Source organism: Gordonia sp. IITR100, assembly GCF_002009645.1.
Classification (GTDB): Bacteria; Actinomycetota; Actinomycetes; order Mycobacteriales; family Mycobacteriaceae; genus Gordonia; species Gordonia hongkongensis.
Genome location: NZ_MVKV01000009.1, coordinates 127,088 through 152,466, shown reverse-complemented (window position 1 = coordinate 152,466; position 25,379 = coordinate 127,088). Strand labels below are relative to the sequence as shown.

Below are 25,379 nucleotides of genomic sequence, written 5' to 3'. Positions count from 1 at the left end.
GGTGCCCCGGGCGGAGGCATCCTCCCACCCTAGGAGCAGCCGGTCGGGACGGCACCCCGGGCGGGGCGACTACTTCGGCGTCACCCAGGTGGTGATGTCGCAGTGCACGACCTCGACGCCCTCGGTGTCGACGATGCTCACCGACACGGTGACGTCGGTGCCGGTGGTGATCGCGTCGAAGTCGACGGGGTCGGCCAGTCGCGCCTCGGCGGTCAGGCGCGTTGTGGCCTTCGTCAGATAGCTGGTCTGCATCGCCTTGGGAATCCAACGGTGGGTGGTGGGCGTGGTGGCCTCCATCAGCATCCCCATCGCGGCCTCGGCGAGGTTGCACGCCGCGATCGCGTGGAAGGTGCCGATGTGGTTGTGGACGCCGAACCAGTTGGGTGCGGTGACCTTGCAGTAGCCGGGCTCCATCTCCTGCACGAGAGGCAGGACGGTGCCGAAGTACGGGACCTTCGCGACCATGCCGAGTGAGAAGAGGACGTTGCCCAGCGGAGTGGCGGGCAGCTTCTTGCGCAGGGCGAAGGTGGGGTTCGTGGAACTCATGGCGGCATCTTACTCATCGGTCAGGTAAGGTTCTGCCGACGGTCGCCGGCGCTGATTTGATCGTGCTCCCGACCTGATGCATACTGTTCGGGTTGCCTTGACCGGCGGACGCAGGTTGTGCCATGTGCCAGACCCGCGGTCGCGATCAGGTGAATGACTCCCAGGCCCGGTCTACGGGGACTGGGCGTGTAACGCGTGCCCCGATATCGGTTCACGGTCCCGACACGCCCGACCGCGGGTGCCGGAGCAAACCGGCTCGTACCAGGTGCGAGCCAACGTACAACGACAGATGAACAGCGTCGATTGCCGTATCTCACACGGTGGTCATGTGCTCAGCCGGCGAGAGGTCGGTCCAGATCACGCGGTGTTTGTCTGTCGAGAACAACTGACGGAAGAGGACACAGCGTGGCGGGACAAAAGATCCGCATCAGGCTCAAGGCCTACGACCACGAGGCGATCGACGCTTCGGCGCGCAAGATCGTGGAGACCGTGACCCGTACCGGGGCACGCGTCGTCGGCCCGGTGCCATTGCCCACCGAGAAGAACGTGTACTGCGTCATCCGTTCGCCGCACAAGTACAAGGACAGCCGCGAACACTTCGAGATGCGTACCCACAAGCGACTCATCGACATCCTCGACCCGACACCGAAGACGGTCGACGCGCTCATGCGCATCGACCTGCCGGCCAGCGTCGACGTCAACATCCAGTAGGACGGGGGCGAGATAACACATGAGCAATCAGAGTTCGACCAAGGGCATCCTGGGCACCAAGCTCGGCATGACCCAGGTCTTCGACGAGAACAACCGCGTCGTCCCGGTGACTGTCATCCAGGCCGGCCCGAACGTGATCACCCAGCTCCGCACCGCGGACCGTGACGGCTACACCGCCGTCCAGCTCGCCTACGGCGCCGTCGATCCCCGCAAGGTGACCAAGCCGGTCGCCGGTCAGTTCGGCAAGGCCGGGGTCACCCCGCGCCGCCACCTGGCCGAGATCCGCGTCAACGACGTCGCCGATTTCGAGGTCGGTCAGGAACTGACCGCCGAGATCTTCGCCGACGGCGCGCTGGTCGATGTCACCGGCACCTCCAAGGGCAAGGGCTTCGCCGGCGTCATGAAGCGCCACGGCTTCGCCGGTCTGGGCGCCAGCCACGGTGCCCACCGCGTTCACCGCGCTCCGGGTTCGATCGGTGGCTGCGCCACCCCGGGTCGCGTGTTCAAGGGCATGCGCATGGCAGGCCGCATGGGTAACGACAAGGTGACCACGCAGAACCTCACCGTCCACAAGGTGGACGCCGAGGCCGGTCTCCTGCTGATCAAGGGAGCGATCCCGGGTCGCAAGGGCGGCATCGTGATGGTTCGCGACGCAGTGAAGGGTGGTGCCAAGTGAGCACCGAGACGGCTACCAAGCTGACGCTGGACGTCAAGACCGCCGACGGCAAGACCAACGGAACCGTTGACCTGCCCGCCGCGCTCTTCGACGCCCCGGCCAACATCGCGCTGATGCACCAGGTCGTCGTGGCCCAGCAGGCCGCGGCACGCCAGGGCACGCACTCCACCAAGACCCGCGGCGAGGTCCGCGGCGGTGGCGCCAAGCCGTACCGCCAGAAGGGCACCGGCCGTGCGCGTCAGGGTTCGACCCGCGCCCCGCAGTACGCCGGCGGTGGCACCGTCCACGGCCCGCAGCCGCGCGACTACAGCCAGCGCACCCCCAAGAAGATGAAGGCGGCCGCACTGCGCGGTGCGCTGAGTGATCGCGCTCGTAACGAGCGCATCCACGTGATCACCGAACTGGTCTCCGGGCAGAAGCCCTCGACCAAGTCGGCGCGTCAGTTCCTGGAGAGCCTCTCCGATCGCCGCAAGTTCCTGGTCGTCCTCGGCCGCGAGGACCTGACGGCGTGGCTGAGTGTCGCGAACCTGCAGAACGTGCTGCCGATCGCGCCGGATCAGCTCAACACCTACGACGTCCTGGATTCGGACGAGGTGGTGTTCAGCGTCGAGACGCTCAATGCCTTCATCGAGCAGAACACGGCGGATGCCAAGGCTGCCGTCGAGAAGACAGCAGAGGAGGCCTGACATGGCGACCGTTGCCGACCCGCGCGACATCATCCTGGCGCCCGTGATCTCGGAGAAGTCCTACGGGCTCATGGAGGACAACGTGTACACCTTCCTGGTGCACCCGGAGTCCAACAAGACCGAGATCAAGATCGCGATCGAGAAGATCTTCGGTGTCAGCGTTGCCAGCGTCAACACCGCGAACCGACAGGGCAAGCGCAAGCGGACCCGCACCGGCTACGGCCAGCGCAAGTCCACCAAGCGCGCCATCGTGTCGCTGACCGCAGACAGCAAGCCCATCGAGATCTTCGGGGGCTCGGTCAGCTGACCGGGGCGCCCAGAGAAGGACTAGAGACTCATGGCTATTCGTAAGTACAAGCCGACGACCCCGGGTCGTCGTGGGGCCAGCGGCTCCGACTTCGCCGAGGTCACCCGTGACCACCCGGAGAAGTCGCTGGTGCGTCCGCTGCACGGGCGTGGTGGCCGAAACGCTCACGGCCGCATCACCACTCGTCACAAGGGTGGCGGCCACAAGCGCGCCTACCGTCTGATCGACTTCCGTCGCAACGACAAGGACGGCATCAACGCCAAGGTCGCTCACATCGAGTACGACCCGAACCGCACCGCGCGGATCGCGTTGCTGCACTACGTCGACGGCGAGAAGCGCTACATCATCGCGCCCAAGGGCCTGAAGCAGGGTGACGTCGTCGAGAGCGGCTCGACCGCCGACATCAAGCCCGGCAACAACCTGCCGCTGCGCAACATCCCGACCGGTACCCAGGTCCACGCCGTGGAGCTGCGTCCGGGTGGCGGCGCGAAGATGGCCCGCAGCGCGGGATCGTCGATCCAGCTGCTGGGCAAGGAAGGCACCTACGCCACCCTGCGTATGCCCTCCGGCGAGATCCGTCGCGTCGACGTGCGCTGCCGCGCCACCGTCGGCGAGGTGGGCAACGCCGAGCAGAGCAACATCAACTGGGGCAAGGCCGGCCGTATGCGCTGGAAGGGCAAGCGCCCGACCGTCCGTGGTGTCGTCATGAACCCGGTCGACCACCCGCACGGTGGTGGTGAGGGCAAGACCTCCGGTGGTCGCCACCCGGTCAGCCCGTGGGGCAAGCCCGAGGGACGTACCCGCAAGAACAAGGCCAGCGACAAGCTGATCGTCCGCCGCCGTCGTACCGGCAAGAACAAGCGATAACAGGAGGAGGTAAGAGAATGCCACGCAGCCTCAAGAAGGGCCCGTTCGTCGACGACCACCTCCTGAAGAAGGTGGATGTCCAGAACGAGAAGGGCACCAAGCAGGTCATCAAGACCTGGTCCCGTCGTTCGACCATCATTCCCGACTTCATCGGTCACACCTTTGCCGTCCACGACGGCCGCAAGCACGTGCCGGTGTTCATCTCGGATTCGATGGTCGGGCACAAGCTGGGCGAGTTCGCCCCCACCCGTACCTTCAAGGGTCACATCAAGGATGACCGGAAAGCGAAGCGCCGGTAATGACTACGCAGACCGATAATCCGACAGCAAAGGCGACCGCCAAGTTCGTGCGCGTCACGCCGATGAAGGCGCGTCGTGTCCTGGACCTGGTCCGCGGCAAGAACGTGGACGAGGCCCTCGACATCCTGCGGTTCGCACCGCAGTCGGCGTCCGAGCCCGTGTACAAGGTCCTGGCGAGTGCCGTGGCCAACGCGGAGAACAACCTGGATCTGGATCGCCGGACCCTGGTCGTCGCCACCGCGTTCGCCGACGAGGGCCCGACCCTCAAGCGCTTCCAGCCGCGCGCGCAGGGTCGTGCGTTCCGTATCCGCAAGCGCACCAGCCACATCACCGTGGTCGTGGAGAGCCTGCCGGAGAAGGCAGCCGGCGGCCGTGGCCGTTCGCGTCAGCCGAAGAAGAAGGGAGCCTAGTAGTGGGCCAGAAAATCAACCCGCACGGCTTCCGTCTGGGCATCACCACCGACTGGAAGTCGCGGTGGTACGCCGACAAGCAGTACGCGGACTACGTCAAAGAGGATGTCGCCATCCGCAAGCTCCTCTCCACGGGGCTCGAGCGGGCCGGCATCGCCAAGGTGGAGATCGAGCGCACCCGTGACCGGGTTCGCGTCGACATCCACACCGCGCGTCCGGGCATCGTCATCGGTCGCCGTGGCGCCGAGGCCGATCGCATCCGCGGCGACCTGGAGAAGCTGACCGGTAAGCAGGTCCAGCTGAACATCCTCGAGGTCAAGAACGCCGAGTCCGAGGCCCAGCTGGTGGCCCAGGGCGTCGCCGAGCAGCTGAGCAACCGGGTGGCGTTCCGCCGCGCGATGCGCAAGGCGATCCAGTCGGCGATGCGTCAGCCGAACGTGAAGGGCATCCGGGTCCAGTGCTCGGGTCGTCTGGGCGGCGCTGAGATGAGCCGCAGCGAGTTCTACCGCGAGGGTCGCGTGCCGCTGCACACGCTGCGCGCCGACATCGACTACGGACTCTACGAAGCCAAGACCACCTTCGGCCGGATCGGCGTGAAGGTGTGGATCTACAAGGGCGACATCGTCGGTGGACGTCGTGAGCTGGCCGCGGCCGCTCCGGCAGCCGAGGATCGCCGTCCGCGCCGGCCCAGCCGGCCCCGGCGTAGCGGTGCCTCGGGCACCACTGCGACGAGCACCGACGCCGCTCGCGCGGCCGAGGCCGCTCCCGCCGAGGCCACCGCTGGTGCGGCTGAGAAGCAGGAGGGCTAGGCCATGTTGATCCCACGTCGGGTCAAGCACCGCAAGCAGCACCACCCCAGCCTCAAGGGGCAGGCCAAGGGCGGCACCAAGGTGACGTTCGGCGATTACGGCATCCAGGCTCTGGAAGGCGCGTACATCACCAACCGTCAGATCGAGTCCGCTCGTATCGCGATCAACCGGCACATCAAGCGTGGCGGCAAGGTCTGGATCAACATCTTCCCGGACCGCCCGCTGACCAAGAAGCCGGCCGAGACCCGCATGGGTTCGGGTAAGGGTTCGCCCGAGTGGTGGGTCGCCCCGGTCAAGCCGGGTCGCGTGCTGTTCGAGATGACCTACCCGAATGAGGAGATCGCTCGCGAGGCCCTGCGTCGCGCGCAGCACAAGCTCCCCATCAAGACCAGGATCGTGACCAGAGAGGAGCAGTTCTGATGGCACTCGGAGTTGCTGCGAACGAGCTTCGTGAGCTCAACGACGCTGATCTGGTCGATCGCCTGAAAGAGTCGAAGGAAGAACTGTTCAACCTTCGGTTCCAGATGGCCACCGGCCAGCTCGACAACAACCGTCGCCTGCGGACCGTGCGTCGCGAGATCGCGCGTATCTACACCGTGATGCGCGAACGGGAGCTGGGCCTGGCGTCCGGACCGGATGGTGATGACGCATGAGTGAGGACCAGAAGGTGACCGAAACCCAGACCGAGGTGCGCGCACGCCGCAAGGAGCGCATCGGCTACGTGGTCAGCGACAAGATGCAGAAGACCATCGTGGTCGAGCTGGAAGATCGTAAGAGCCACCCGCTCTACGGCAAGATCATCCGGACCACGAGCAAGGTCAAGGCCCACGACGAGAACGGCGATGCCGGCGTCGGTGACCGCGTGCGGATCATGGAGACCCGCCCGCTGTCGGCGACCAAGCACTGGCGTCTCGTCGAGGTGCTGGAGAAGGCCAAGTAGGCCCTCTCCCAACGAGTTCTACCGTCACCGGCCCGTTCCCCACAGGGGGCGGGCCGGTTTCGTGTATCCGATCCCTGAGGAGCTCCGGAGCTTGCGGAGGACGTGTTGCTTTCCGATCCCTGAGGAGCTCCGGAGCTTGCGGAGGAGCGTGTTGCTTCCGATCCCTGAGGAGCTCCGGAGCTTGCGGAGGAGCGTCACGAAGGGTTGGTCTCAACAGGGGATTGACCGGTCGAGCCGGACAGTGTGAGGCTGAGACGCGATGCCCACCACCGATCTCGCGAGCGGCGACACCCCCGCACGACCCGCGTGGGTGCGGCGCGCATTCGAATCGGATTCGGCGGAGCCGGATCTGGACCGCGTCCGCCGGGTGGGCGCCCGCTTCCTGGGCCTGGGTTTCATCGGTTACCCCGTGGTCTCCGCGGCGTCGATTCTCGCCTCGGCGCCGCTGACCGACGCCTGGTGGCCACCGCTGAGCATCCTGCTGTCGGTCGGACCGGGAATCCTGTTGATCGCGGCGACCTTTCGACCGGGCACGGCGTGGCTCACCCCGCTCGCCCTGACGACCTGGGCAGGGTACATCCTCGGCCTGGGTCTGTGGTTCGTGGCCTGGAACGGGACGACCCTGACGAATCCCGACGACTCGGCGCAGTGGATGGTCGCCTTCTGCGGTATGCCGAGCATGGTGCTGATGCTCGTGCGGCCGCGTCTCGCGGTGGCGGGTCTGCTCGTGTCGTCGACCCTCGCGCACATCTCCCAGCAGCTCGGCCGATTCGGTGAGGTGACTTCCGATGCGCCCGTGGAAATCCTGTGGTCGCTGGTGTTCACCGGTGTCTTCCTCGCGGTCGTGCTGGTCGCGACCCGCACCGGCCGTGAGCTCGACGAGACGCGTGAGGAGACCTACCGCACCGCGGCCAACGTGGCCGCGGCGTCGGCCCGCGAGGTGGAGAAGGAGCGGTTCGACGCCATCGTGCACGATCGGGTCATCGCCTCACTCCTGGCCGTCCGGCCGGGGCGTCCCGATGAGCGGCTCGCCGCCCAGGCCGCGTCGGCCCTCGACGAACTCGCCCGGGTGCCGGGACCCGGGGATGCGGACACCGTTCCGGATGTCGAGGTGGTCCGTCGCATCAGGTCGGCCGCCGCCGACATCTCCGAACGATTCGACGTGGAGGTCGTGGGTGGCCAGAACGCCGATGACCAGGACCCCGGTGACCAGGACCCCGGTGACCAGGACCCCGGTGACCAGGACGGCGTGGAGGTTCGGCGTGCCGAGCCCGCCTCGTATCCCGTCGAGGTCCTCGATGCGGTGGTCGAGGCGATGTCGGAGTCGTTGCGGAACGTGCTGCGCCACGCCGGGGACGATGCCGAATGCGCCGTCATCGTGCAGTTGGCATCCGACGCCCTGAGCATGGCGGTCGTCGACGACGGCGTCGGGTTCGATCCGGAGTCGGTGGCGGTCGGCCGGCTGGGAATCGCGGTGAGCATCCGCGGTCGTCTCGCGAGGCTGCCCGGCGGCCACGCGCGGGTGCACAGTCGCGCCGGGCGGGGGACCACGGTTCAGATCCGATGGGAGCGGCCGTGAGACGAGAGTGTTCTCGCGGCGTCGACGACGCCGAACGCGGCGAGGTCGTCAATGCGTTCGGCATCGGGTCGCGGCCCCTGTGGCTGATGATGGGCGCGTTCGCATGCGGCTACTTCGCCGTGACGCTCTATGCCGACTCGTCCATCACCGGGTGGTGGCAGTGGACCGGGGTGTTCGCCGGTTTCGTGTTGTTCGTCGTGGCCGGGATGACGATCCTCGATTCGCCCGGTGATCCGCTGCCCGGGTCGACGACCTCCGGCATCGCCGCGATGACCGTCTCGGCCGTGGCCGTGACGCTGTTCTCGTTGCCGTCGCCGCCGTCGCACGTGATGCAGACCGGGCCGCCGATGGGGGCCTCGGTGATCATCCTGGCCTTCGTCGCGGTGCGCGGTCGTCCCCTGGCGGCGTGGCTCGCGAGCGGTTGCATCAGCGTCATCGCGGGCGTGTGGGGCGCCGTCTCGACCGCGGGAGCGGTCTGGGGACTGTCGATCACCCTGCCGGGATACGCGATCATGATCATGGGGTCGCTGTTCTCCGTCATGCTGCGCCCGATGGCCCGCAACATCTACGAACTACGCGCGGCCAACGAACGCCAGGCGGCGCTCGACGCCGCCGCCGCTGCGGCCACCGAGGTGCGGGACCGACGTCTCGCCGCCCTCGACGAACGCGCACGCCCCGTCCTCACACGCATGGCGCGCCGCGAGACCTTCACCGCCGACGAGGTGGCCACGGCCCGACTGCTCGAGGCGCAGTTACGCGACGGCATCCGTGCCTCCGGGCTCGACCTCCCGATGGTCCGGGACGCGGCGTGGCGGGCGCGTCAGCGGGGTGTGCGCGTCGTTCTGCTCGACGACGGCGGGCTGGCCGCGCTCGACGACGCGCACGCGGCCGTGGCGCGCGAACGGCTGGCGAACGCGGTCGCCGAGCTGCTGGACGAGGTCGAGGACGGCCGCGTGACGGTACGCATCCAACCACCTGGTCGCGACGCGCTCGCGTCGGTCGGAGTGGACGCGAGCCACGTCTCTCACCGGGTCGAGTTCCACCCCCGTGTGCTGGTCCGCACCGAAATCGGGCGCGAGGCACGTGCTGAGAACGCCTAGCGCACGGAGGGTCGACGACGGCGCCGCCACCGACGCGGAACCCATCGAGACCAACGCCGATCTGGTACGCGCACAACACTATGCGGCTCGCTTCGTCGGAGCGGGCGTGATCGCCTACTCCGCGGCGATGCTGCCGGTTCTGATCGGTTCGGCCTCGCTGACGGCTTCGTGGTGGCCGCCGCTCAGTGCAGCACTCATCGTCGGACCCGCGATCGCACTGCTCGTCGGTAGTTTCCGTCCGACGACGGGATGGATACTGCCGGCGGGCATCTGCAGCGCCGCCGGTTACCTCCTGGCGACGGCATTGTGGTTCGTCGCATGGAACCCCGACACCGCGGGCGGGTACGGACGGTGGCCGGTGTGGCTGGTGCAGTTTCCCGGCGTCCCCGGGCTCGCGTTGGTGATCGCGCTCCGGTTCGGCTCGGCGATCGGCTATCTCGTGGTGGCGACGGCGATGGTGCACACCGCCAATCAGCTGGCCGTGTTCGGTGGTGTCCGGGCGACGATGTACACGAGTACCGCCCTGACCATCGGGCTGACGGGGGTGTTCATGGCGGTGGGGATTGTGACGATGCGAACCGCTCAGAAGCTGGGGGAGACGCGCTCCACCGCGGTGCGGGCGGCGGAGGTGACCGCGTCGGCGGTCGCACGGGAAGCCGAACGCTCCCGCTATGACGCGTTGATACACGATCATGTGATCGCCTGCCTCCTCGCGCTGCGGCCGTCGACCCGGGACCAGCGGGTGGCCGAGCAGGCCCGACAGGCTCTCGGCGAGATCGACGCCTGGCGTCGCGGCGACCGCGATGTGGGCGGTGACGTCGTCCCGACAGAGTTGCTCCGGAAAGTCCGGCTGACGACCGCACAGATCGACGACGACGTGGAATTCACCGTCCACGTCGTCGACAACGGCCAGACCTATCCAGCGGAGGTCGTCGAGGCCGTGCTCGCCGCTCTGTCGGAGGCGATGCGCAACAGCGTGCGCCATGCCGGGGACCACGCGGAGCGGGTCGTCGGTGGTGAACTCGCGGCCGACGCGCTCTGGGTGGGCGTCGCCGACGACGGAGTGGGGTTCGACCCCGGACATCTCGACTCGTCGCGCTTCGGCATCGACGCCGGACTCATCGGTCGAATGCGCGCGATCGGCGGCGACGCGGAGGTGCGCAGCGCTCCCGGCCGCGGGACGGTGGTGAGGCTCTCATGGTCGCCGAGATGAGCGGCGCAGGCATCCAGGCGTCCGCCGCAACTGCCTGCGCGGCCGCCGGGACCGGCGGTCAGGACGACGACTTCTTCGGGTTTCGATCCCGCGCAGTGCTTGTCGCGCTCGTCGGATTCGCGGTCGCGTACGTGACAGTGACCGTCGGAACCGGCCTGCACATCACCTCACCCCGTCGATGGGCAGGCTTGATCGTGGCATTCGGGCTGCTGGTGGTCACGGCACGACGGGTGGTGCGACTCCCGGACGGCCGATGTGATCGACGGTCGGCCGTTGCGGCCGCCGTCGCGGTGCTCGCCGCGACCGGGATTTCGTGGTGGTCGCTGCCCGCCGAGCAGTACATGACGCTGCAGAACGGCCCGGCGACCGCAGGAGGAATCGTGGTGCTGACGCTCGTCGCGGTGCGTGGGCAGCCGGGAATCGCGTGGGCCGGCGCAGTGGCGATGAGCGTGCTGTGCGGGCTGTGGGGTCTCGACCGGGGCATCGGCTTCGTTCCCGGCGTGACGATCACCGTGTGGGCATACCCGGTTCTCGTCCTGTCGGCGCTGTTCCTGCTCATCCTCCGGCCGATGGCCGATCAGAATGCCGAACTGCGGGCCCGGTCCCTCCGGGAGGCGTTCGACGCAGCATCGACGGAGGCGGCCGCCGACGAGCGCCGGCGCAATTTCGAGGACTTCGAGCAGCGTGCGCGCCCGGTCCTGGAGCGCATCGCCGCAAACGACGAGTTCTCGTCGTCGGAGATCGCCGAGGTGCATCTGCTCGAGGCCCAGCTCCGCGACGGCATCCGGGCACCCGACTGGGACACGCCCGCGATCCGGGATGCGGTGTGGGCGGCGCGAGCCCGCGGGGCGGTGGTGATCCTGCTCGACGACGGGGCGCTGCAATCGCTCGATGAAGAAGACCGCGCTTCGTCACGCGATCGGATGGCGCGCCTGTTGCTCGATGAGTTGGCTGCCGACAACGAGCGGGTGACAGCCCGGATCATGCCGCCGGGCCGACCGGTGGCGGCGTCCGTGGTCGTCTCGTCGCGAGACTGCACGCGTCGGATCGAGATGACCGCAGAGGGCGAGGTGGTGCGGAGCGTCTCGGGCACGTGAGGACGAGATTCGGATCAGTCCGGATCAGGAGCGCAACCACTCGAGGACGGCCGGCGTCACCGGAGCGGTCGCGTCGGCGTATTCCGGGTGTTTCTTCAGGAACGCGGCCACCAGCGGGCACACGCCGACAATCGTGAGGTTGCGTGCGCGGGCGTCGTCGAGGGCTTCGCGCACCAGGATCGTCGCGAGACCGCGGCCGCCGAATGCCGGGTCGACCTCGGTGTGGAAGAACACCCGCTCGGTCGCCGGAGCGTCGTCGGTCCCGGAGACTCGGTCGCGGTACTCGGCGAAGCCGGCCAGTGCGACACCACCGGGCGCGTCGACGTGGATGTCGTAGCGGTGTTCGGCGGGGTTGTCGCGCACCGTGGTCTCGGCGCCGGTCTTGTCCGCGGTCATTACTGCACCGCCGCGATCGGGCCGTGCACGGACCAGGGGAAGTCGATCCACTTGTCGGTGGTCCGCCAGCTGTAGTCGGGGATCGTGATGGTGTGCGGCTTCTTGTAGAGCACGGCGTTGCGGACCTCGGCGACCCGGCCCTGCTCCTGGCAGAAATCGTTGACCAGTTTGAGGGTCTTGCCGGTGTCGGCCACGTCGTCGACGACGAGCACCCGCTGGTCGGTCAGACCGCTCGACTCCAGCAGCGAGGGCAGCATCACCGGTTCGGACAATGTCTCGCCGACGCCGGTGTAGAACTCGACGTTCAACGAGATCATCAGCTTGCAGTCCAGGGCGTAGGCGAGCGCGCCGGCCGGGATCAGGCCGCCGCGGGCGATGCCGAGGATGATGTCCGGGACGAACGCGTCGGCGGCCACCTGTTCGGCGAGTTCACGGCAGGCTATGCCGTTGAGCTCCCAGGTGAGAACTTCGCGCTCGGGAGATGGAGTGGTCATGGGGACACTCTTCCAGAGCGCCCGCGGCGCCGGGAGCCGAGTGGCACACCGACTCGGGTCTTACGCCGAGGGGACGCGATGCGAACCGGGGCGCGAATATGGCTCGAAGGTTTCGGTGAAGAACCGGTTAATTGCTGCTATTCCCTTTCACCTCGACGAAAAAGAATGTCGGAAACACGCTATTTGATGTAGACGTTCGTGCATTTCTCGGTATCATTGCGGCCAATGAATACTGCGCTTCACAAATCTGATGCTCTTGCCGATTTGCAATCGTTGATCCATGTGTACTCGAGCAAGCATCATTGTCTGGCGCTTGCGGTCGTGTTAGGAGAACACAACCAAATCAACTTGCAAAAACGATTTCATGAATGCCCGCAAGGTGTACGAACGTTGGTCAGTGTCGGTCCGTATTTGGTGGTGGGGGCGTTGTGAGTACACTTTCGGTGATCGTTCCGGCATATAACGAGGCCGACACGATCAGACGATGCCTGGACCATCTGATCACCCAGACCAGGCACGTCGACGAGATCATCGTCGTCGACAACTCGTCGACGGACGCGACCGCGGCCATCGTCGACGAGTTCGCGGAACACAACGACAACGTCCGGCGCATCGTCGAGCCTCGGCCCGGGGTCATCCCGGCGCGCAATTGTGGATTCGATTCCGCCACGTCGGACATCATCGCAAAAACCGATGCGGACTCGTTCGTGCGGGAGGACTGGGCCGAGCGGATCGTGACGTTCTTCGATTCCGAGGAAGGACAGGCTTACGACGGTCTGACGGGCGTGGTACTCACCTGGGACGGTCCGTCGCGCGCACTGCAGCATCGTCTCGTGACCCTGACGCTGGGCGCATTGGCCGACGGGGGAAAGATCGGGGGTCTCAGCGGCCCTAATTACGCGATCCGTCAGGTCGCATGGAAACAAGTGCGGGATTCGCTGAGGTCCGACCCGGACATCTGGGAGGAACTCGACCTGAGTCTGGCTTTGTCCGACTGGGGCCTGATGATGTATTTCGACCCGCGCGTCCAGGTAGACACCTCGTGCCGACAGTTACGTCACTCACCGTGGCAGAACCGCTCCTACATCGCCGGTGGTGTACGCACGGCCGCGCGGCGGGGCGACGATGCGGCGGTGAAGGTGCTCCGGGTCGATCGGCCGTTCCGATTCTTGGGATTCACCGTGATGTGGTTGTTGTTCCGGCCTTGGGATGACGAGAAGCACAACTGGCGCCCCCACCGACTGCTCATGCCGCTCGAACGGCGCCGCGCCCTCGTCACCTGTGAACGCCGCGCCGACGACCGGTGACCGCGGTGATGGCGTGCGGCGGGTCGCGAACGCCCGCGTAACCTTTCCGCGCGGCCCGACGACAAATTCGTGAATGACGGACCGGGTCAAATTCGTCCGAAACGGCGAATCGTGCGTAAGTTTGTTGTCGTGGATGCCTAGCTTCAGATGGTCGTGCCCCGCCCTGCGGACTCTCGGCTGACGAGCGGGCTGTCCGTGTTGTCCTGTCGTCGACGCGTAGAGGAAGACATGTCCGAGGCCAGTGGTCAGCGACCCTCAGTCGCGTCCTACGAGCCGCGTCATCAACGGCACGACCCGCCCCTTCCGCCACTGCCCGAGGACCCGTTCGTACTGCCGGACCCGGTAGCGGAGCAACTTCGGCGCTGGCGTGCCGAACGGGAGAGTCCCTCGACGCCGACCGCGGACGACGCGGATTCGGACGTCACCTCACCCAACGGCCATACCGCAGGCCCGGCCGCCCGGGCCCCCTATCGCGCCGCACCGCCCGAGGACGAGGCCCTCGTCGGCGAGCGCCCTGTTGATGGGGTGCGTGGCGGCGGCGATGAACGGGCCGACCAGCGAGACTTCGCATCCCCGGATCACAACGGCCACGTCGTCGAGACGGCACCGTTCGATACACCGGCGCGGATGGTTCCGCAGTGGCATCGACCTCCGGCCGATGGGTCCGGATCGCCGACAGTTGACGTGCCGTCGCCGGAGCCGCCCCCGCCGACCACCGCGGCCCCATCAGGGCTCGCGATCGAGGCCAGGAACCTGCACAAGAAATTCAAGGACATGGTCGCCGTCGAGGACGTGAGCTTCACCGTCCCGGCCGGCAGCATCGTCGCGTTGCTCGGGCCCAACGGCGCGGGTAAGACCACGACGGTCAACATGCTTTGCACCCTGTTGAAGCCCGACGGCGGCACCGCCACCGTTAACGGTCACGATGTCGCACACGACGCGGCATCGGTCCGGAAGTCCATCATGCTGACCGGGCAGTTCGCCGCCCTCGACGAGGCCCTGACCGGCCGCGAGAACCTGGTTCTGTTCGGTCGTCTCCTCGGCCTCGACAAGTCGGCTGCCCGCGCCCGCGCCGACGAACTGCTCGACGCCTTCTCGCTGACCGATGTCGGCGGCAAGCGGGTCCGCGAGTATTCCGGCGGTATGCGCCGACGAATCGACATCGCCTGTGGACTTGTCACCGCGCCGCGGATCGTCTTTCTCGACGAGCCCACGACCGGGCTCGATCCGCGCAGCCGCCTCGAGGTCTGGTCGCTCGTGGAGAAGCTCCGCGACTCCGGTGTCACCATCCTGCTGACCACCCAGTATCTCGAAGAGGCCGACGTCCTGTCCGACAACATCGTCGTCATCGACAAGGGGCGGGTCATCGCCGAAGGAACGTCCGACGAGCTGAAGGCGTCGACCGGTGCGGCCTACTGCGAGGTCACACCCGCCGACCCCGCCGACCGTGCCCGGCTCCGCGACACCCTCGCCGATCTCATCGCCGATCACGTCCAGGGCGATGACGACCACTTCGTCGCGGTGCCGGCGCCGGACGGCCCCGAGACCCTCGTCGAGGTCATCCGCCGGACGGCGGCGGCCGACATCCCGCTGTCCGACGTCGCGATGCGGCGGCCATCGCTCGACGAGGTCTTCCTGGCGCTGACCGATCCGCGCCGGGACCGGAGTTCGACCTGACATGACGACTTCTGACGTACTGCGATCGGGGGCGATGTCGTCGGGCTCGGTCACAACCGTGCTGACCGAGCCGCGCGTGCGGCCCGTCCAGCAGTGGTGGGCGCTGTCTGGTCGCGGGATCTCGAAGGTGTTCCGGGGCGGCGAGGTGATCTTCGCGTTCGTGTCCCCGGCCTTCCTCGCGATCTGCTTCTACCTACCGCTGCGCAGCATCGTCGAGGTCACGCCCGGGATCAACTACGGGCAGTTCCTGATGCCGATCATCGTGCTGCAGTCGGTGAACTTCGCTGCGTCCTCGGCGGCGATGCGTGCGGCCTTCGACGGCGTCCAGGGGATCAACACCCGGTTCCGGGTGATGCCGATGTCGCCGGTGATCCCGATGTTGGCGCGGACCGCGACCAACGGTGTCCTGCTGGTGATCTCGCTCGTCTGCGCGGCGGTGGCCTGCCTGATCATCGAGTGGCGTCCGGGCGGCGGTCTGTGGGGCACCGTCGGGCTGTTCGGTTTGGCGTTCCTGATCGGCGCCCTGTTCTCGTGGGCGGCCGACGGCCTGGGACTGGTGGCCGGAAGTCCGGAGGCCACCAGTCAGGCGCTGGCGCTGCCGACGCTGATCCTGGGCATGATGTCCACGGGGTTCGTGCCGCTGACCCAGTTCCCGGAGTGGATTCAGCCGTTCGTGCGCAACCAGCCGATCTCGCAGTTCGCGGATTCGATGCGCGCTCTCGACGCCGGGACCGCCACATGGCACCAACTGCAGCCGTCGCTGTGGTGGTGCGCCGGCCTGGCCGCGACCGCGCTGCTTCTGCTGGCGATCAGTACGCGGAGGGCGCGCTGATGAGCGCCGTCGACGTGAGCACGGCGACCGTCGGGGAACCGGGCGTCCAGCGACAATTCTTGACGACCGCAGCCACCGACGTGCCGCGGGAGTCGTCGTTCCGGGCGTGGTGGCACCAGAGTCTCCCGCTCGCCGGCCGACAGATCGTGGTGTTCGTCCGCGACGTCCCTACCCTGATGCAGGCGCTGCTCTTCCCAGCGCTGAGCATGATCATGTTCAAGGTCGTACTCGGCGACACCATCGGGTCGGCAACCGGCCAGAACAGCGCCTATGGCACGGTGCCGCTGGTGATCCTCGTCGGTGCGATGTTCGGTTCGATCGCCTCGGCGACTCGGCTGAACCGGGAACGGGCCACGGGTCTGCTGGCCAGGCTGTACGTCCTGCCGATCCATCGGGCGGCCGACCTCACCTCGCGGGTGATGTCCGAGCTGGTCCGCATCCTCGTGACGACGCTCATCCTGCTCGCCGCCGGCCACCTGATCGGTTTTCGGTTCACCCAGGGGTTCGGATCGGCGATCGGACTGGTACTGGTGGCTCTCGCGTACGGCGCCGCGTTCGCCACCCTCACCCTCGCACTCGCCGTCAGCGCCCGGCCGGGAGCGCCGATCGTGCCCTATCTCGGACTGGCATCGAGTCTGCTGATGTTCTTCAATTCCGGTTTCTCGCCGATAAGCGCTTATCCCACCTGGCTGCAGCCGATCGTCGCTAATCAACCGATGACCCCGGCCATCGAAGCCATGCGTGCGCTGGCCGCGGGCGGTCCTCTCGCCGAGAATCTGGTGAAAGTCGCGGTTTGGACCGTGGTGATTCTGGTCATTTCCATCTATCCAGCTCTTCGCGGTTATCGAAAGGCCGCAAGGGACCGATGACCGCGAACCGATCCAGTGGCGTCCGGGTAACGAATGACGCTCGGTATGGCTTCAGCCGCGCCGACGTGGACCGCCCCACCATCGGCCGCGCGCACATCCACGCTGGTCAGAGTCCTATGCGCCCAGCGCGACGCCCGTCGGGGGCGGTTGTCTCGCCGGGCCTGGACACGCCGCGGCAGGTAACAAGGAAGGTGGCGTCGGCGATGGCATTCTCAGAGGCTGGCCCCGCATCCCGGTTTCATGAGACCCCCTCGCGTGAAATAGGATGGAGATTCTGTGTCGGCGTCCGATGTGGAGGGTCTGAACGATTACCAACGGCAGTGTCGTGAGGTCTAATCGACTGCAGGACTAGCGAGGGAGAGTTCAGAGGACGTGGCAATCGCCGATTACCGTGCGGGTACGCCGGGTGACGTGGACGAGACCATTCAGGTCCTCCCGCTCACCGCGGCGCAGCGCGGCATGTGGTTCGCCGAGTCGCTGTCGTCCGAGTACTCGGTCAACATCGCTCAGTACGTGGACATCCGCCACGCGCCGGGTGGACTGGACATCGACCTCTTCGCCCGTTGTTGTGAAGAGGTCGGGAAACTCGTCGAGTCGCCCTTCGTCCGTCTGACCGAGATCGACGGCATCCCCATGCAGTACGTCGACGTCGACTTCGATCAGACCGTCGACATTCTCGACTTCCGTTCCGAGGCCGACCCGGTCGCCGCGGCGATGGCGTGGATGCAGGCCGAGTACCGACAGCCGGTGGATCTCCTCACCGACCAGTTCATCATCGTTTCGATCCTGCTGATCTCCGACGATCGCACGTTCTGGTACAACCGCGCCCACCACATCATCATCGACGGCTATGCCGCGCTGTCGATCATGCGGCGCACCGTCGACCGCTACAATGCTCTTCGCCGGGGAGACGAACCGCGCGACAAGTCGCCGGCCACCATGGCCGACATCGTCGCCTACGAGGAGGCGTACCAGGGCAGCACCCGGCGCGAAACCGACCGCGCGCACTGGCTCGAGCGCGTCGCGGACCTGCCGGAGCGGGTGACGCTGTCCAAGGTCGGCACCACCGGTTCGCTGTCGTTCGACAATGTCGTGGCCAGTGCAGCTCTCGACCCGGACCGGCAACGCCGGTACGAGGCCCTCGCCGGTGAGCTGAACAGTTCGCTGGCCGTCCTGATGACCTCGGCGTTCGGCGCGTTCCTGGCGCGCATGAGCAACCACGACGACATCGTCCTCAGCCTCCCGGTCACCGGCCGGGCCACCGCGAAGATCAAGATCTCCGGTGGCATGGTGTCCAACATCCTGCCGATCCGGTTGCGTGGGGTGGCCTCGAAGTCGGTGCGGGAGCTGATCCAGACCGCGCAGCTCGAACTGACCGGCGCACTGCGGCACCAGCGCTACCGCTCCGACGACATCCGCCGCGACGCCGGTCTCGATCAGAGTTCGGTCTCGTTCGGACCCACCATCAACATGGTGTTCTTCGACGAGCAGGTCGCCATCGACGGCACCGAGATGGAGTACCGGATCCTGACCTCGGGCATCCTCGAGGATCTGCTGATCAACCTGTACCAGTCGAGCCCCGGCGCACCGCTCGTCGTGGACCTGCACGGCAACCCGCATCTGTACGCACCGGCCGAACTCGACGCTCTGCACCAGCGATTCCTGACGTTCCTGGACCGGTTCCTGTCGGAGGAGGCACTCGACACCCCCGTCGCCGACGTCGGCCTGCTCGTGGACACCGATCGCCGTCTGCTCGAGGCTCTTCCACAGCCACGACCGCGGGCGACCACGCCGACCCTCGTCGAGATGTTCGACGAGATCGCGACCGCTCATCGTCACCGGGGCGCCGTCTCCGACGCCGGCGGCACGACCCTCAGTTACGCCGAACTCGCGAGCCGCTCGGACGCGATGGCGCGAGCGTTGCACGCTCGCGGTATCGGAGCAGGCGACCTGGTCGGCGTCGCGACGGCGCGCGACTCGAGTCTCGTCGTCGTGATGCTGGCCGTTCTGAAGGTGGGAGCGGGATACCTGCCACTCGACACCGGCAATCCGGAAGAGCGTCTGCGCTACATCGTCGACGACGCCGCGCCGGCGTGCCTGATCGTCTCCGACGGCGATCGGCCCGGGTGGGCGGGGGAGTGCGAGGTCGTCGAGGCCGGGGAACTGCTCGACGAGGCGGGGACTCCGGAAGTCGCCGCGGTCCCGGTACCGCGCGGCCCGCGGACCCCGGAGGCGACGGCCTACGTCATCTACACCTCCGGATCGACGGGGGCGCCCAAGGGTGTCGAGATCGTTCATCGGAACGTCGCCACGCTGCTCGACGCGGCGTCGGCCGACTTCGAGTTCACGCCCGAGGACGTGTGGTCGGTCTTCCACTCCTATGCCTTCGACTTCTCCGTGTGGGAGATCTTCGGCCCGCTGCTCACGGGCGGTCGTGCCGTGATCGTGGACCGAATGGTCGCCCGCGCGCCCGCCGAGTTCCTGCAGTTGCTCGCCGACGAGCAGATCACCGTGGCGTCCCTGACGCCTTCGGCGTTCAGCATCGTGGCCGACGTCCGGCGCCGGACGGGAACGTCGTTGGCGTTGCGCTACATCGTCTTCGGTGGCGAGGAGCTGCGCTTCGACGAGGTGCACAACTGGTACGAGGCGTTCGGTGACGAGATCGAACTCGTCAACATGTACGGCATCACCGAGACGACGGTCCACGTGACCTACCGTCCGCTCGATCCCGATCTGGTGCGCGATGAGAGTGCGAGCCTCATCGGCCGTCCGTTGAACTCGCTCGGCCTGCGGGTCCTCGACAACCGCCTGCGTCCGGTGCCCGAGGGTGCGGTCGGCGAGATCTACGTCGTCGGCGGACAACTCGCGCGCGGGTACCGCAACCGCCACGGCCTCACGGCGACCCGATTCGTCGCCGACCTGTACGGCACCGGCGAGCGGATGTACCGGTCCGGCGATCTCGGCCGGCGGATCGGTACCGATGTCCAGTATCTGGGGCGCGCCGACACCCAGGTGCAGTTGCGGGGATTCCGTGTGGAACTGGGCGAGGTCGAGACGGCGCTGCGTGCCGTCGACGGCGTCGCCGCGGCCGCTGCGGTCGTCACCGACGCGGCATCGGTCGGCGGGGCGAAACTGGTGGGCTACGCGGTCGCCGAAAACGGTTGCGAGCTCGACGAAGCCGAAATCCGCGAGCAGGTCCGCGCCCATGTGCCCGGATACATGGTGCCCGACACCGTCATGCTGATCGACGAGCTGCCCCTCACCGCGAACGGCAAGCTGAACCGGCAGGCGCTGCCCGCGCCGGTGTTCGCGCGTGACGAACGGGTCGCCTATGTCGCGCCGTCGACTCCGCGGGAACGCGAAGTGGTCGCCATCGTCGAAGAGTTGCTCGACATCGAGCCGATCGGGCTGCAGGACAACATCTTCGCCCTCGGCGCGGACTCGCTCACCGCTGCCCGGCTGGCGTCGCGCCTGCGTACCGTCGTCGGGCTCGACATCAAGCTGGCCAACGTCTTCGAGAGTCAGAGCCTCGGCGACATCATCCGGGTCGCGACACCGGTGACCGACGACGCCGCCGCGCGCCGGCCGGAGCTGGTGCCGCAGCCGCGCCCGGACCGGATTCCGTTGGCCTTCAGCCAACGTCGTCTCTGGTTCATCAACCGGCTGGACCCGACCTCGCCGGCCTACAACATCCCGGGGGCGGTGCGGCTCGGCGCCGACGTCGACGCCGCCGCGCTCGCCGCGGCGATCGATGATGTCATCGCACGACACGAGCCGTTGCGGACGACGTTCCCCGACGAGGACGGGGAGACCTACCAGTTCATCCATTCGGCGCAGGCGGCGGCCGCGGCCCGGTTGTTCGACGTGGTCGACGTGGCACCCGTGGACACCGAACGCAGGCTCGCCGACTTCGCGGTGACCGGTTTCGACCTGAACTACGAATATCCGGTCCGCGCACGACTTTTCCGCTCCGTGGCGCCCGACGGAACGCTCGATCACGTTCTGATCGTCGTCATGCACCACATCGTTGGCGACGGTGCTTCGCTGGGACCCTTGATCACCGACGTCCTGACGGCCTACGCCGCGCGGCTCGCCCACGAGCAGCCCGCATGGCGCCCGCTGCCGGTGCAGTACGCCGACTACGCGCTGTGGCAGCGCGACGTCCTGGGGGAGGCCGCCGACGACACCTCGCTCATGTCGGCGCAACTCGACTTCTGGCGCGCCGAACTGGCGGGGATGCCCGAGCTCATCTCGCTGCCCATCGACCGGGCGCGGCCCATCCGGCCCTCCGGCGCAGGCGGATACGTCGACACCCTCCTCGACGCCGACACCGTCGCCCGGCTGCACGCGGTGGCCGCACAGCACGGAGTGACCGTCTTCGCGATCTTCCACGCCGCGCTCGCAGTCGTGTTGTCGCGCCTGTCCGGCAGCGACGACGTCGCCATCGGGACCGCGATCGCCGGGCGGGAAGAGCCGGAACTCGCCGACCTGATCGGCATGTTCGTCAACACCCTCGTGCTCCGCACCCGGGTGCATCCCGACACCGACCTCAACAGTCTGCTGCGCGAGGCCAATCACACTCGCGCGCAGGCCCTCAGCAACGCCGATGTGCCGTTCGAGCAGGTCGTGGACGCGGTGGGTGCGCGCCGTTCCACCGCGCATTCGCCGCTCTTCCAGGTCGAGCTGGTGATGCAGCGCGATCAGGTCGAGCGGCTCTTCGAGGACGAGGCCGGCATCAGCCTCATCGACGCCCGGGCACCGTTCGCCAAGTACGACCTCTCACTCAGTGTCGTCGAGTACGCCGATACCGGCGACCACGCCGGTCAGATCTCGGTGGCGTTCGGGTATGCGCGTGACCTGTTCGACGAGAGCACGATCGAACGGTTCGCCGGCTACCTCCACGATGTGTTGGGGACGATCGCCGGCTCGCTCGGGCGTGACGATGCCGGACCAGCGCTGCGCGTCGATGATCTCTTCGCGTTCCCCGACGCCGAGGTGCACACGGTCCGGGGCTGGTCCCGCGGCGCCGCACGGGAACTCTCCGCGCCTGATCTGTCGGCTGCGCTGCTGACCGGATATCGCCGGGATCCTGCCGCGGTGGCGTTGGTCTTCGCCGGCCGCGAGGTCACCTACGGCGAATTCGCTTCCCGTGCAACGGCGCTCGCACGACAGCTGATCGACGACGGTGTCGGTCCGGATGTCGCGGTGGCCGTGTGCATTCCGCGCTCGGTGGAACTACTCGTCGCGGTGCACGCCATCGTGCTGGCAGGTGGTCAGTACGTGCCGCTCGACACCGAGGCGCCGGTCGACCGCGCCGACTACATGCTCGAGACCGCCGGTACCCGGCGCGTACTCGTCGGACCGGGGCCCCGCCCCGCCGTTGTCGACGACCTCGCCGACCGCGTCACGGTCACCGTGGTCGACGCCGCGGCCGAGGTCGACTCGGACGCGGCGCCGCTCGCCTCGACCGAGCGTCGCGGGCCGCTCGGTCCGGAGAACGCCGCGTACACGATCTTCACGTCCGGGTCGACCGGACGCCCCAAGGGTGTCGTCGTGTCCCATCGCGCGATCGTCAACCGCCTCGACTGGATGCAGGAGCACTACACGCTCACCCAGCGCGACGTGGTTCTGCAGAAGACGCCGGTGACCTTCGATGTGTCGGTGTGGGAATTGTTCTGGCCCTTCATCTCCGGATCTCGGCTGGTGGTCGCCGAGCCCGGCGGGCACGGGGATCCGTCGTACCTCGTGGACATCATCCAGGACGCGGACGTGACCACACTGCATTTCGTGCCGTCCATGCTGTCGACCTTCCTCGACGTCGTCGGTGCGGACCGGCTGGCCGAACTGAGCTCGTTGCGTCAGGTGTTCACCTCGGGGGAGGCATTGACCACCTCGACCGCGAGTGGCCTGCGCACCGCGCTGCCCGCCGTCGGGTTGCACAATCTGTACGGGCCCACCGAGGCCGCGGTCGACGTCACCGAGCACAACGTCCGCGGTTCGGAGACGGTCGTGCCGATCGGGCGACCCGTGCCCAACACGACGGTCCACGTCCTCGACCACCGGTTGCGTCCGCTCCCGGTCGGAGTGCCCGGTGAGATCTATCTCGGCGGCGTCCAACTGGCGCGTGGATACGTCTCGCAGGGCCGGCTCACCGCCGAACGCTTCGTGGCCGACCCGTATGGGCCGTCCGGGTCGCGGCTCTACCGCACCGGGGATCTCGGCAAGTGGAGCCCCGCCGGAGAGATCGAGTACTTGGGCCGCAACGACTTCCAGGTCAAGCTTCGGGGTCAGCGCCTCGAGCTCGGCGAGATCGAGTCGGCGCTGATGTCGGTGCCGGGCATCGTCCACACGGCGGTGACGGTCGCCGACCTCGCCGCCGGACAGAGCCTGGTGGCCTACTACTCGCCCGACTCCGTCCGCCCGGCCGAGGCCCAGTCGCATCTGACCGGGACGGTGCCGGAGTTCATGGTGCCGACGATCTGGATACCGCTGTCGGACATGCCGCTCAACTCGGCGGGCAAGGTCGATCGAAAAGCGTTGCCCGCGCCGGTGATCGAGACCGCCGAATTCGTGCCCGCGAGCACCGCGACCGAGCGGGTCATCGCCCGGGTGTTCGCCGATGTCCTGGGCGTGGACCGGATCAGCGTGGCCGAGTCGTTCTTCGACCTCGGCGGGAACTCGTTGAGCGCGACCAAGGTCGCGGCCCGGTTGTCGGCCGACCTCGAGGTCGACATCCCCGTCGCCGCGGTGTTCGACGCGCCGTCGGTGCGCGCGATGGCGACATTCGCCAGCGACCACGGAACTCCCTCGCGCCGGCCACGTCTGGTGGCTCGCACGCACGGGGACCGCGCGCCGTTGTCCGCCGTACAACGCGGCATGTGGTTGATCAACCGGGCCGATCCGGCGTCGCCGGCCTACAACGTCGCGATGGCGCTGCGACTGTCGGGACAGTTGGACACCGGCGCCATCGGCGGCGCCATCGAGGACCTCATCGACCGCCACGAGTCGATGCGGACGCGCTATCCGCTGGTCGACGGCGAGCCGATCCAACTCGTGCTCGACCGGGACGCGGCACTCGAATTGCTGGAGCGCAGCGTCGTCGACGTCGACGACGATCCCGTGTCGGCCATCGCGGAGTTCACCGGCCGTGGCTTCGACGTCACGATCGCCCCGCCGCTGCGGATGATGTTGCTGCGGCTCACCGAGTCCGAGCACATCCTGGTCTTCGTCGTCCACCACATCACCGCGGACGGCGCCTCGATGCTGCCACTGGCCACCGATGTCATGACCGCCTATTCGGCGAGGGTGGCCGGCCGCCGGCCGGAGTGGCAGCCGCTCGCGGTCCAGTACCTGGACTACACGCTGTGGCAGCAGGAGGCACTCGCCGTCCCCGGGCCCGACGGGACGACCGAGGCGGACCGGCAGCTCATTTATTGGGCCGACCGGCTCCACAACGCGCCGGCCCGGCTGGAGTTGCCGACCGACCGTCCCCGCCCGCGGACGCCGTCCTTCGTCGGCGAGGAGGTGCGCTTCGACATCGACGGCGGCCTGGTGCACAAGCTCGAGGCGGTCGCGCGCCAGCACAACGCGACACTGTTCATGGTGATGCAGACCGCACTGGTGGTGCTCCTGAGCCGGCTGACCACCCAGCGCGACATCGTGATCGGCACCCCGTTCGCCGGGCGGGGTCAGCCCGAACTGGACGGCATGGTCGGCATGTTCGTCAACACCCTGGCCCTGCGCTCGCGGCTCCAGGACGAGGAGAAGTTCGCCGAGCTCCTGCAGCGGGTCCGCGACGAGGACCTGGCGGACATGGCGAACGCCGAGATCCCGTTCGATACGATCGTTTCATCTGTTCTCTCCTCGCCGCCCACCAGTTACAACCCGATCTATCAGGTGATGTTCGCCTACCAGAACTTCACCATCCCCTCGCTCGACATGGACTCGATGACGATCGCACCGGTATCCGAGCAGTTGACCCCAGCCAAGGTGGATCTCCAGCTCACGTTGTTCCCGAACGACTTCGGTGCACCGGCAGCAAAGGACGCTGATTCAATGACGGGCCAGTTGATCTATGCCACCGACATCTTCACCAAGAACACGGTCGAGAGCTATGCGCAGCGGTACCTGCGAGTACTCGAGGAGGTGTCGGAGAACCCGCAGGTGCTGGTGGGCGACATCGACATCGTCACCGCGGCCGAACAGGCGGCGGCCGGTGACATCGCCGACGCCGAACGCGCCGTCTCGCTCCCCGATCTGGTCGCCCGTGCCACGGCCGCACAGCCGGATGCGGTGGCGGCCGCACATCAGGATTCGCAGGTAACGTTCATGGTGCTGTCGTCGATCAGTGATGCGATGGCTGCCGCACTCCCTGACCCGGACTCTGCCCTCACCACCGCGCTGATGAGCTTGTTGCCCGGCCTCGCGGTGTCGGGGCCCGACGCACTCGGTGACGTACTGGGAGAGCTCCGCACCAACGCACTCCGGGTTCTGGATGGCGCGCCGTGACCGGAGGCGGGTCCCGCGGGAACGAAGCAGTGCAGTCGACCAAAGGAATGACTCAG

Annotated in this window: 23 protein-coding genes; 20 read left to right on the top strand and 3 right to left on the bottom strand. The window is 67.4% G+C overall.

Going from position 1 to position 25,379, the window contains the following annotated elements; translation table 11 throughout:
* Positions 1-69 precede the first annotated feature (69 nt).
* On the bottom strand, positions 70-546 hold the full coding sequence (locus B1818_RS14445) for a hotdog fold domain-containing protein (RefSeq protein WP_078113110.1): 477 nt from the start codon (positions 544-546) through the stop codon (positions 70-72).
* A 405-nt stretch (positions 547-951) separates the two neighbouring features.
* Between B1818_RS14445 and rpsJ the strand changes: the two genes are divergently transcribed.
* From rpsJ to B1818_RS14370, 15 genes are all read left to right on the top strand, one after another.
* The gene (gene rpsJ / locus B1818_RS14440) at positions 952-1,257 is read left to right on the top strand and encodes a 30S ribosomal protein S10 (RefSeq protein WP_003938093.1); all 306 of its coding nucleotides are present in this window, start codon (positions 952-954) and stop codon (positions 1,255-1,257) included.
* 19 nt (positions 1,258-1,276) lie between these two features.
* Positions 1,277-1,933 carry a 50S ribosomal protein L3 gene (gene rplC, locus B1818_RS14435; RefSeq protein ID WP_078113109.1) on the top strand — a complete coding sequence of 219 codons (657 nt, stop codon included), beginning with the start codon at positions 1,277-1,279 and terminating at the stop codon, positions 1,931-1,933.
* A complete protein-coding gene (gene rplD, locus B1818_RS14430) occupies positions 1,930-2,619 on the top strand; it encodes a 50S ribosomal protein L4 (RefSeq protein ID WP_078113108.1) in 690 nt (229 codons plus the stop codon). Before rplC ends, rplD begins: the two co-directional genes overlap by 4 nt.
* Before the next feature lies 1 nt (position 2,620).
* Complete coding sequence (gene rplW / locus B1818_RS14425) at positions 2,621-2,926, top strand: 50S ribosomal protein L23 (protein WP_058252341.1); 306 nt, start codon at positions 2,621-2,623, stop codon at positions 2,924-2,926.
* 30 nt (positions 2,927-2,956) lie between these two features.
* Positions 2,957-3,793 carry a 50S ribosomal protein L2 gene (rplB, locus tag B1818_RS14420; RefSeq protein WP_004020552.1) on the top strand — a complete coding sequence of 279 codons (837 nt, stop codon included), beginning with the start codon at positions 2,957-2,959 and terminating at the stop codon, positions 3,791-3,793.
* A 17-nt stretch (positions 3,794-3,810) separates the two neighbouring features.
* Entirely contained in the window at positions 3,811-4,092 is a 282-nt protein-coding gene (gene rpsS / locus B1818_RS14415) for a 30S ribosomal protein S19 (RefSeq protein ID WP_004020551.1), read from the top strand.
* Positions 4,092-4,502: a 50S ribosomal protein L22 gene (gene rplV / locus B1818_RS14410; RefSeq protein WP_004020550.1), complete on the top strand. Its 411-nt coding sequence runs from the start codon at positions 4,092-4,094 to the stop codon at positions 4,500-4,502. The genes rpsS and rplV overlap by 1 nt, the downstream gene beginning before the upstream one ends.
* A 2-nt stretch (positions 4,503-4,504) precedes the next feature.
* Positions 4,505-5,311, top strand: coding sequence for a 30S ribosomal protein S3 (gene rpsC / locus B1818_RS14405; protein WP_004020549.1), 807 nt, complete (start codon positions 4,505-4,507; stop codon positions 5,309-5,311).
* A 3-nt stretch (positions 5,312-5,314) separates the two neighbouring features.
* Positions 5,315-5,731 (top strand): 50S ribosomal protein L16, encoded by a 417-nt coding sequence (rplP, locus tag B1818_RS14400; RefSeq protein ID WP_004020548.1) that lies wholly within the window; start codon positions 5,315-5,317, stop codon positions 5,729-5,731.
* A complete protein-coding gene (gene rpmC, locus B1818_RS14395) occupies positions 5,731-5,964 on the top strand; it encodes a 50S ribosomal protein L29 (protein WP_004020547.1) in 234 nt (77 codons plus the stop codon). The genes rplP and rpmC overlap by 1 nt, the downstream gene beginning before the upstream one ends.
* Complete coding sequence (gene rpsQ, locus B1818_RS14390; protein WP_058252339.1) at positions 5,961-6,251, top strand: 30S ribosomal protein S17; 291 nt, start codon at positions 5,961-5,963, stop codon at positions 6,249-6,251. The genes rpmC and rpsQ overlap by 4 nt, the downstream gene beginning before the upstream one ends.
* 259 nt (positions 6,252-6,510) lie before the next feature.
* A complete protein-coding gene (locus B1818_RS14385; RefSeq protein WP_078113107.1) occupies positions 6,511-7,830 on the top strand; it encodes a sensor histidine kinase in 1,320 nt (439 codons plus the stop codon).
* Positions 7,827-8,930, top strand: a complete 1,104-nt coding sequence (locus tag B1818_RS14380; protein ID WP_254859692.1) for a hypothetical protein — start codon at positions 7,827-7,829, stop codon at positions 8,928-8,930. The genes B1818_RS14385 and B1818_RS14380 overlap by 4 nt, the downstream gene beginning before the upstream one ends.
* Positions 8,914-10,143, top strand: a complete 1,230-nt coding sequence (locus B1818_RS14375; protein ID WP_058252336.1) for a sensor histidine kinase — start codon at positions 8,914-8,916, stop codon at positions 10,141-10,143. The genes B1818_RS14380 and B1818_RS14375 overlap by 17 nt, the downstream gene beginning before the upstream one ends.
* On the top strand, positions 10,140-11,240 hold the full coding sequence (locus B1818_RS14370; protein WP_139114213.1) for a hypothetical protein: 1,101 nt from the start codon (positions 10,140-10,142) through the stop codon (positions 11,238-11,240). Before B1818_RS14375 ends, B1818_RS14370 begins: the two co-directional genes overlap by 4 nt.
* Positions 11,241-11,264: 24 nt before the next feature.
* Here B1818_RS14370 and B1818_RS14365 read toward each other — a convergent pair whose 3' ends face one another.
* Positions 11,265-11,636, bottom strand: a complete 372-nt coding sequence (locus B1818_RS14365) for a GNAT family N-acetyltransferase (protein ID WP_058252335.1) — start codon at positions 11,634-11,636, stop codon at positions 11,265-11,267.
* Positions 11,636-12,130 carry a phosphoribosyltransferase gene (locus B1818_RS14360; protein WP_058252334.1) on the bottom strand — a complete coding sequence of 165 codons (495 nt, stop codon included), beginning with the start codon at positions 12,128-12,130 and terminating at the stop codon, positions 11,636-11,638. Before B1818_RS14360 ends, B1818_RS14365 begins: the two co-directional genes overlap by 1 nt.
* A 443-nt stretch (positions 12,131-12,573) precedes the next feature.
* Here B1818_RS14360 and B1818_RS14355 point away from each other — a divergent pair, with 443 nt between their 5' ends.
* The 5 genes from B1818_RS14355 to B1818_RS14335 all read left to right on the top strand — a co-directional run bounded on the left by B1818_RS14355 (position 12,574) and on the right by B1818_RS14335 (position 25,323).
* Complete coding sequence (locus B1818_RS14355) at positions 12,574-13,437, top strand: glycosyltransferase family 2 protein (protein WP_254859690.1); 864 nt, start codon at positions 12,574-12,576, stop codon at positions 13,435-13,437.
* A gap of 228 nt (positions 13,438-13,665) precedes the next feature.
* Complete coding sequence (locus tag B1818_RS24195) at positions 13,666-15,114, top strand: ATP-binding cassette domain-containing protein (RefSeq protein ID WP_175404338.1); 1,449 nt, start codon at positions 13,666-13,668, stop codon at positions 15,112-15,114.
* Position 15,115: 1 nt separating this feature from the next.
* A complete protein-coding gene (locus B1818_RS14345; protein WP_058252332.1) occupies positions 15,116-15,946 on the top strand; it encodes an ABC transporter permease in 831 nt (276 codons plus the stop codon).
* On the top strand, positions 15,946-16,815 hold the full coding sequence (locus B1818_RS14340; RefSeq protein WP_058252331.1) for an ABC transporter permease: 870 nt from the start codon (positions 15,946-15,948) through the stop codon (positions 16,813-16,815). Before B1818_RS14345 ends, B1818_RS14340 begins: the two co-directional genes overlap by 1 nt.
* A 372-nt stretch (positions 16,816-17,187) precedes the next feature.
* A complete protein-coding gene (locus tag B1818_RS14335) occupies positions 17,188-25,323 on the top strand; it encodes an amino acid adenylation domain-containing protein (protein WP_058252330.1) in 8,136 nt (2,711 codons plus the stop codon).
* Positions 25,324-25,379 lie beyond the last annotated feature (56 nt).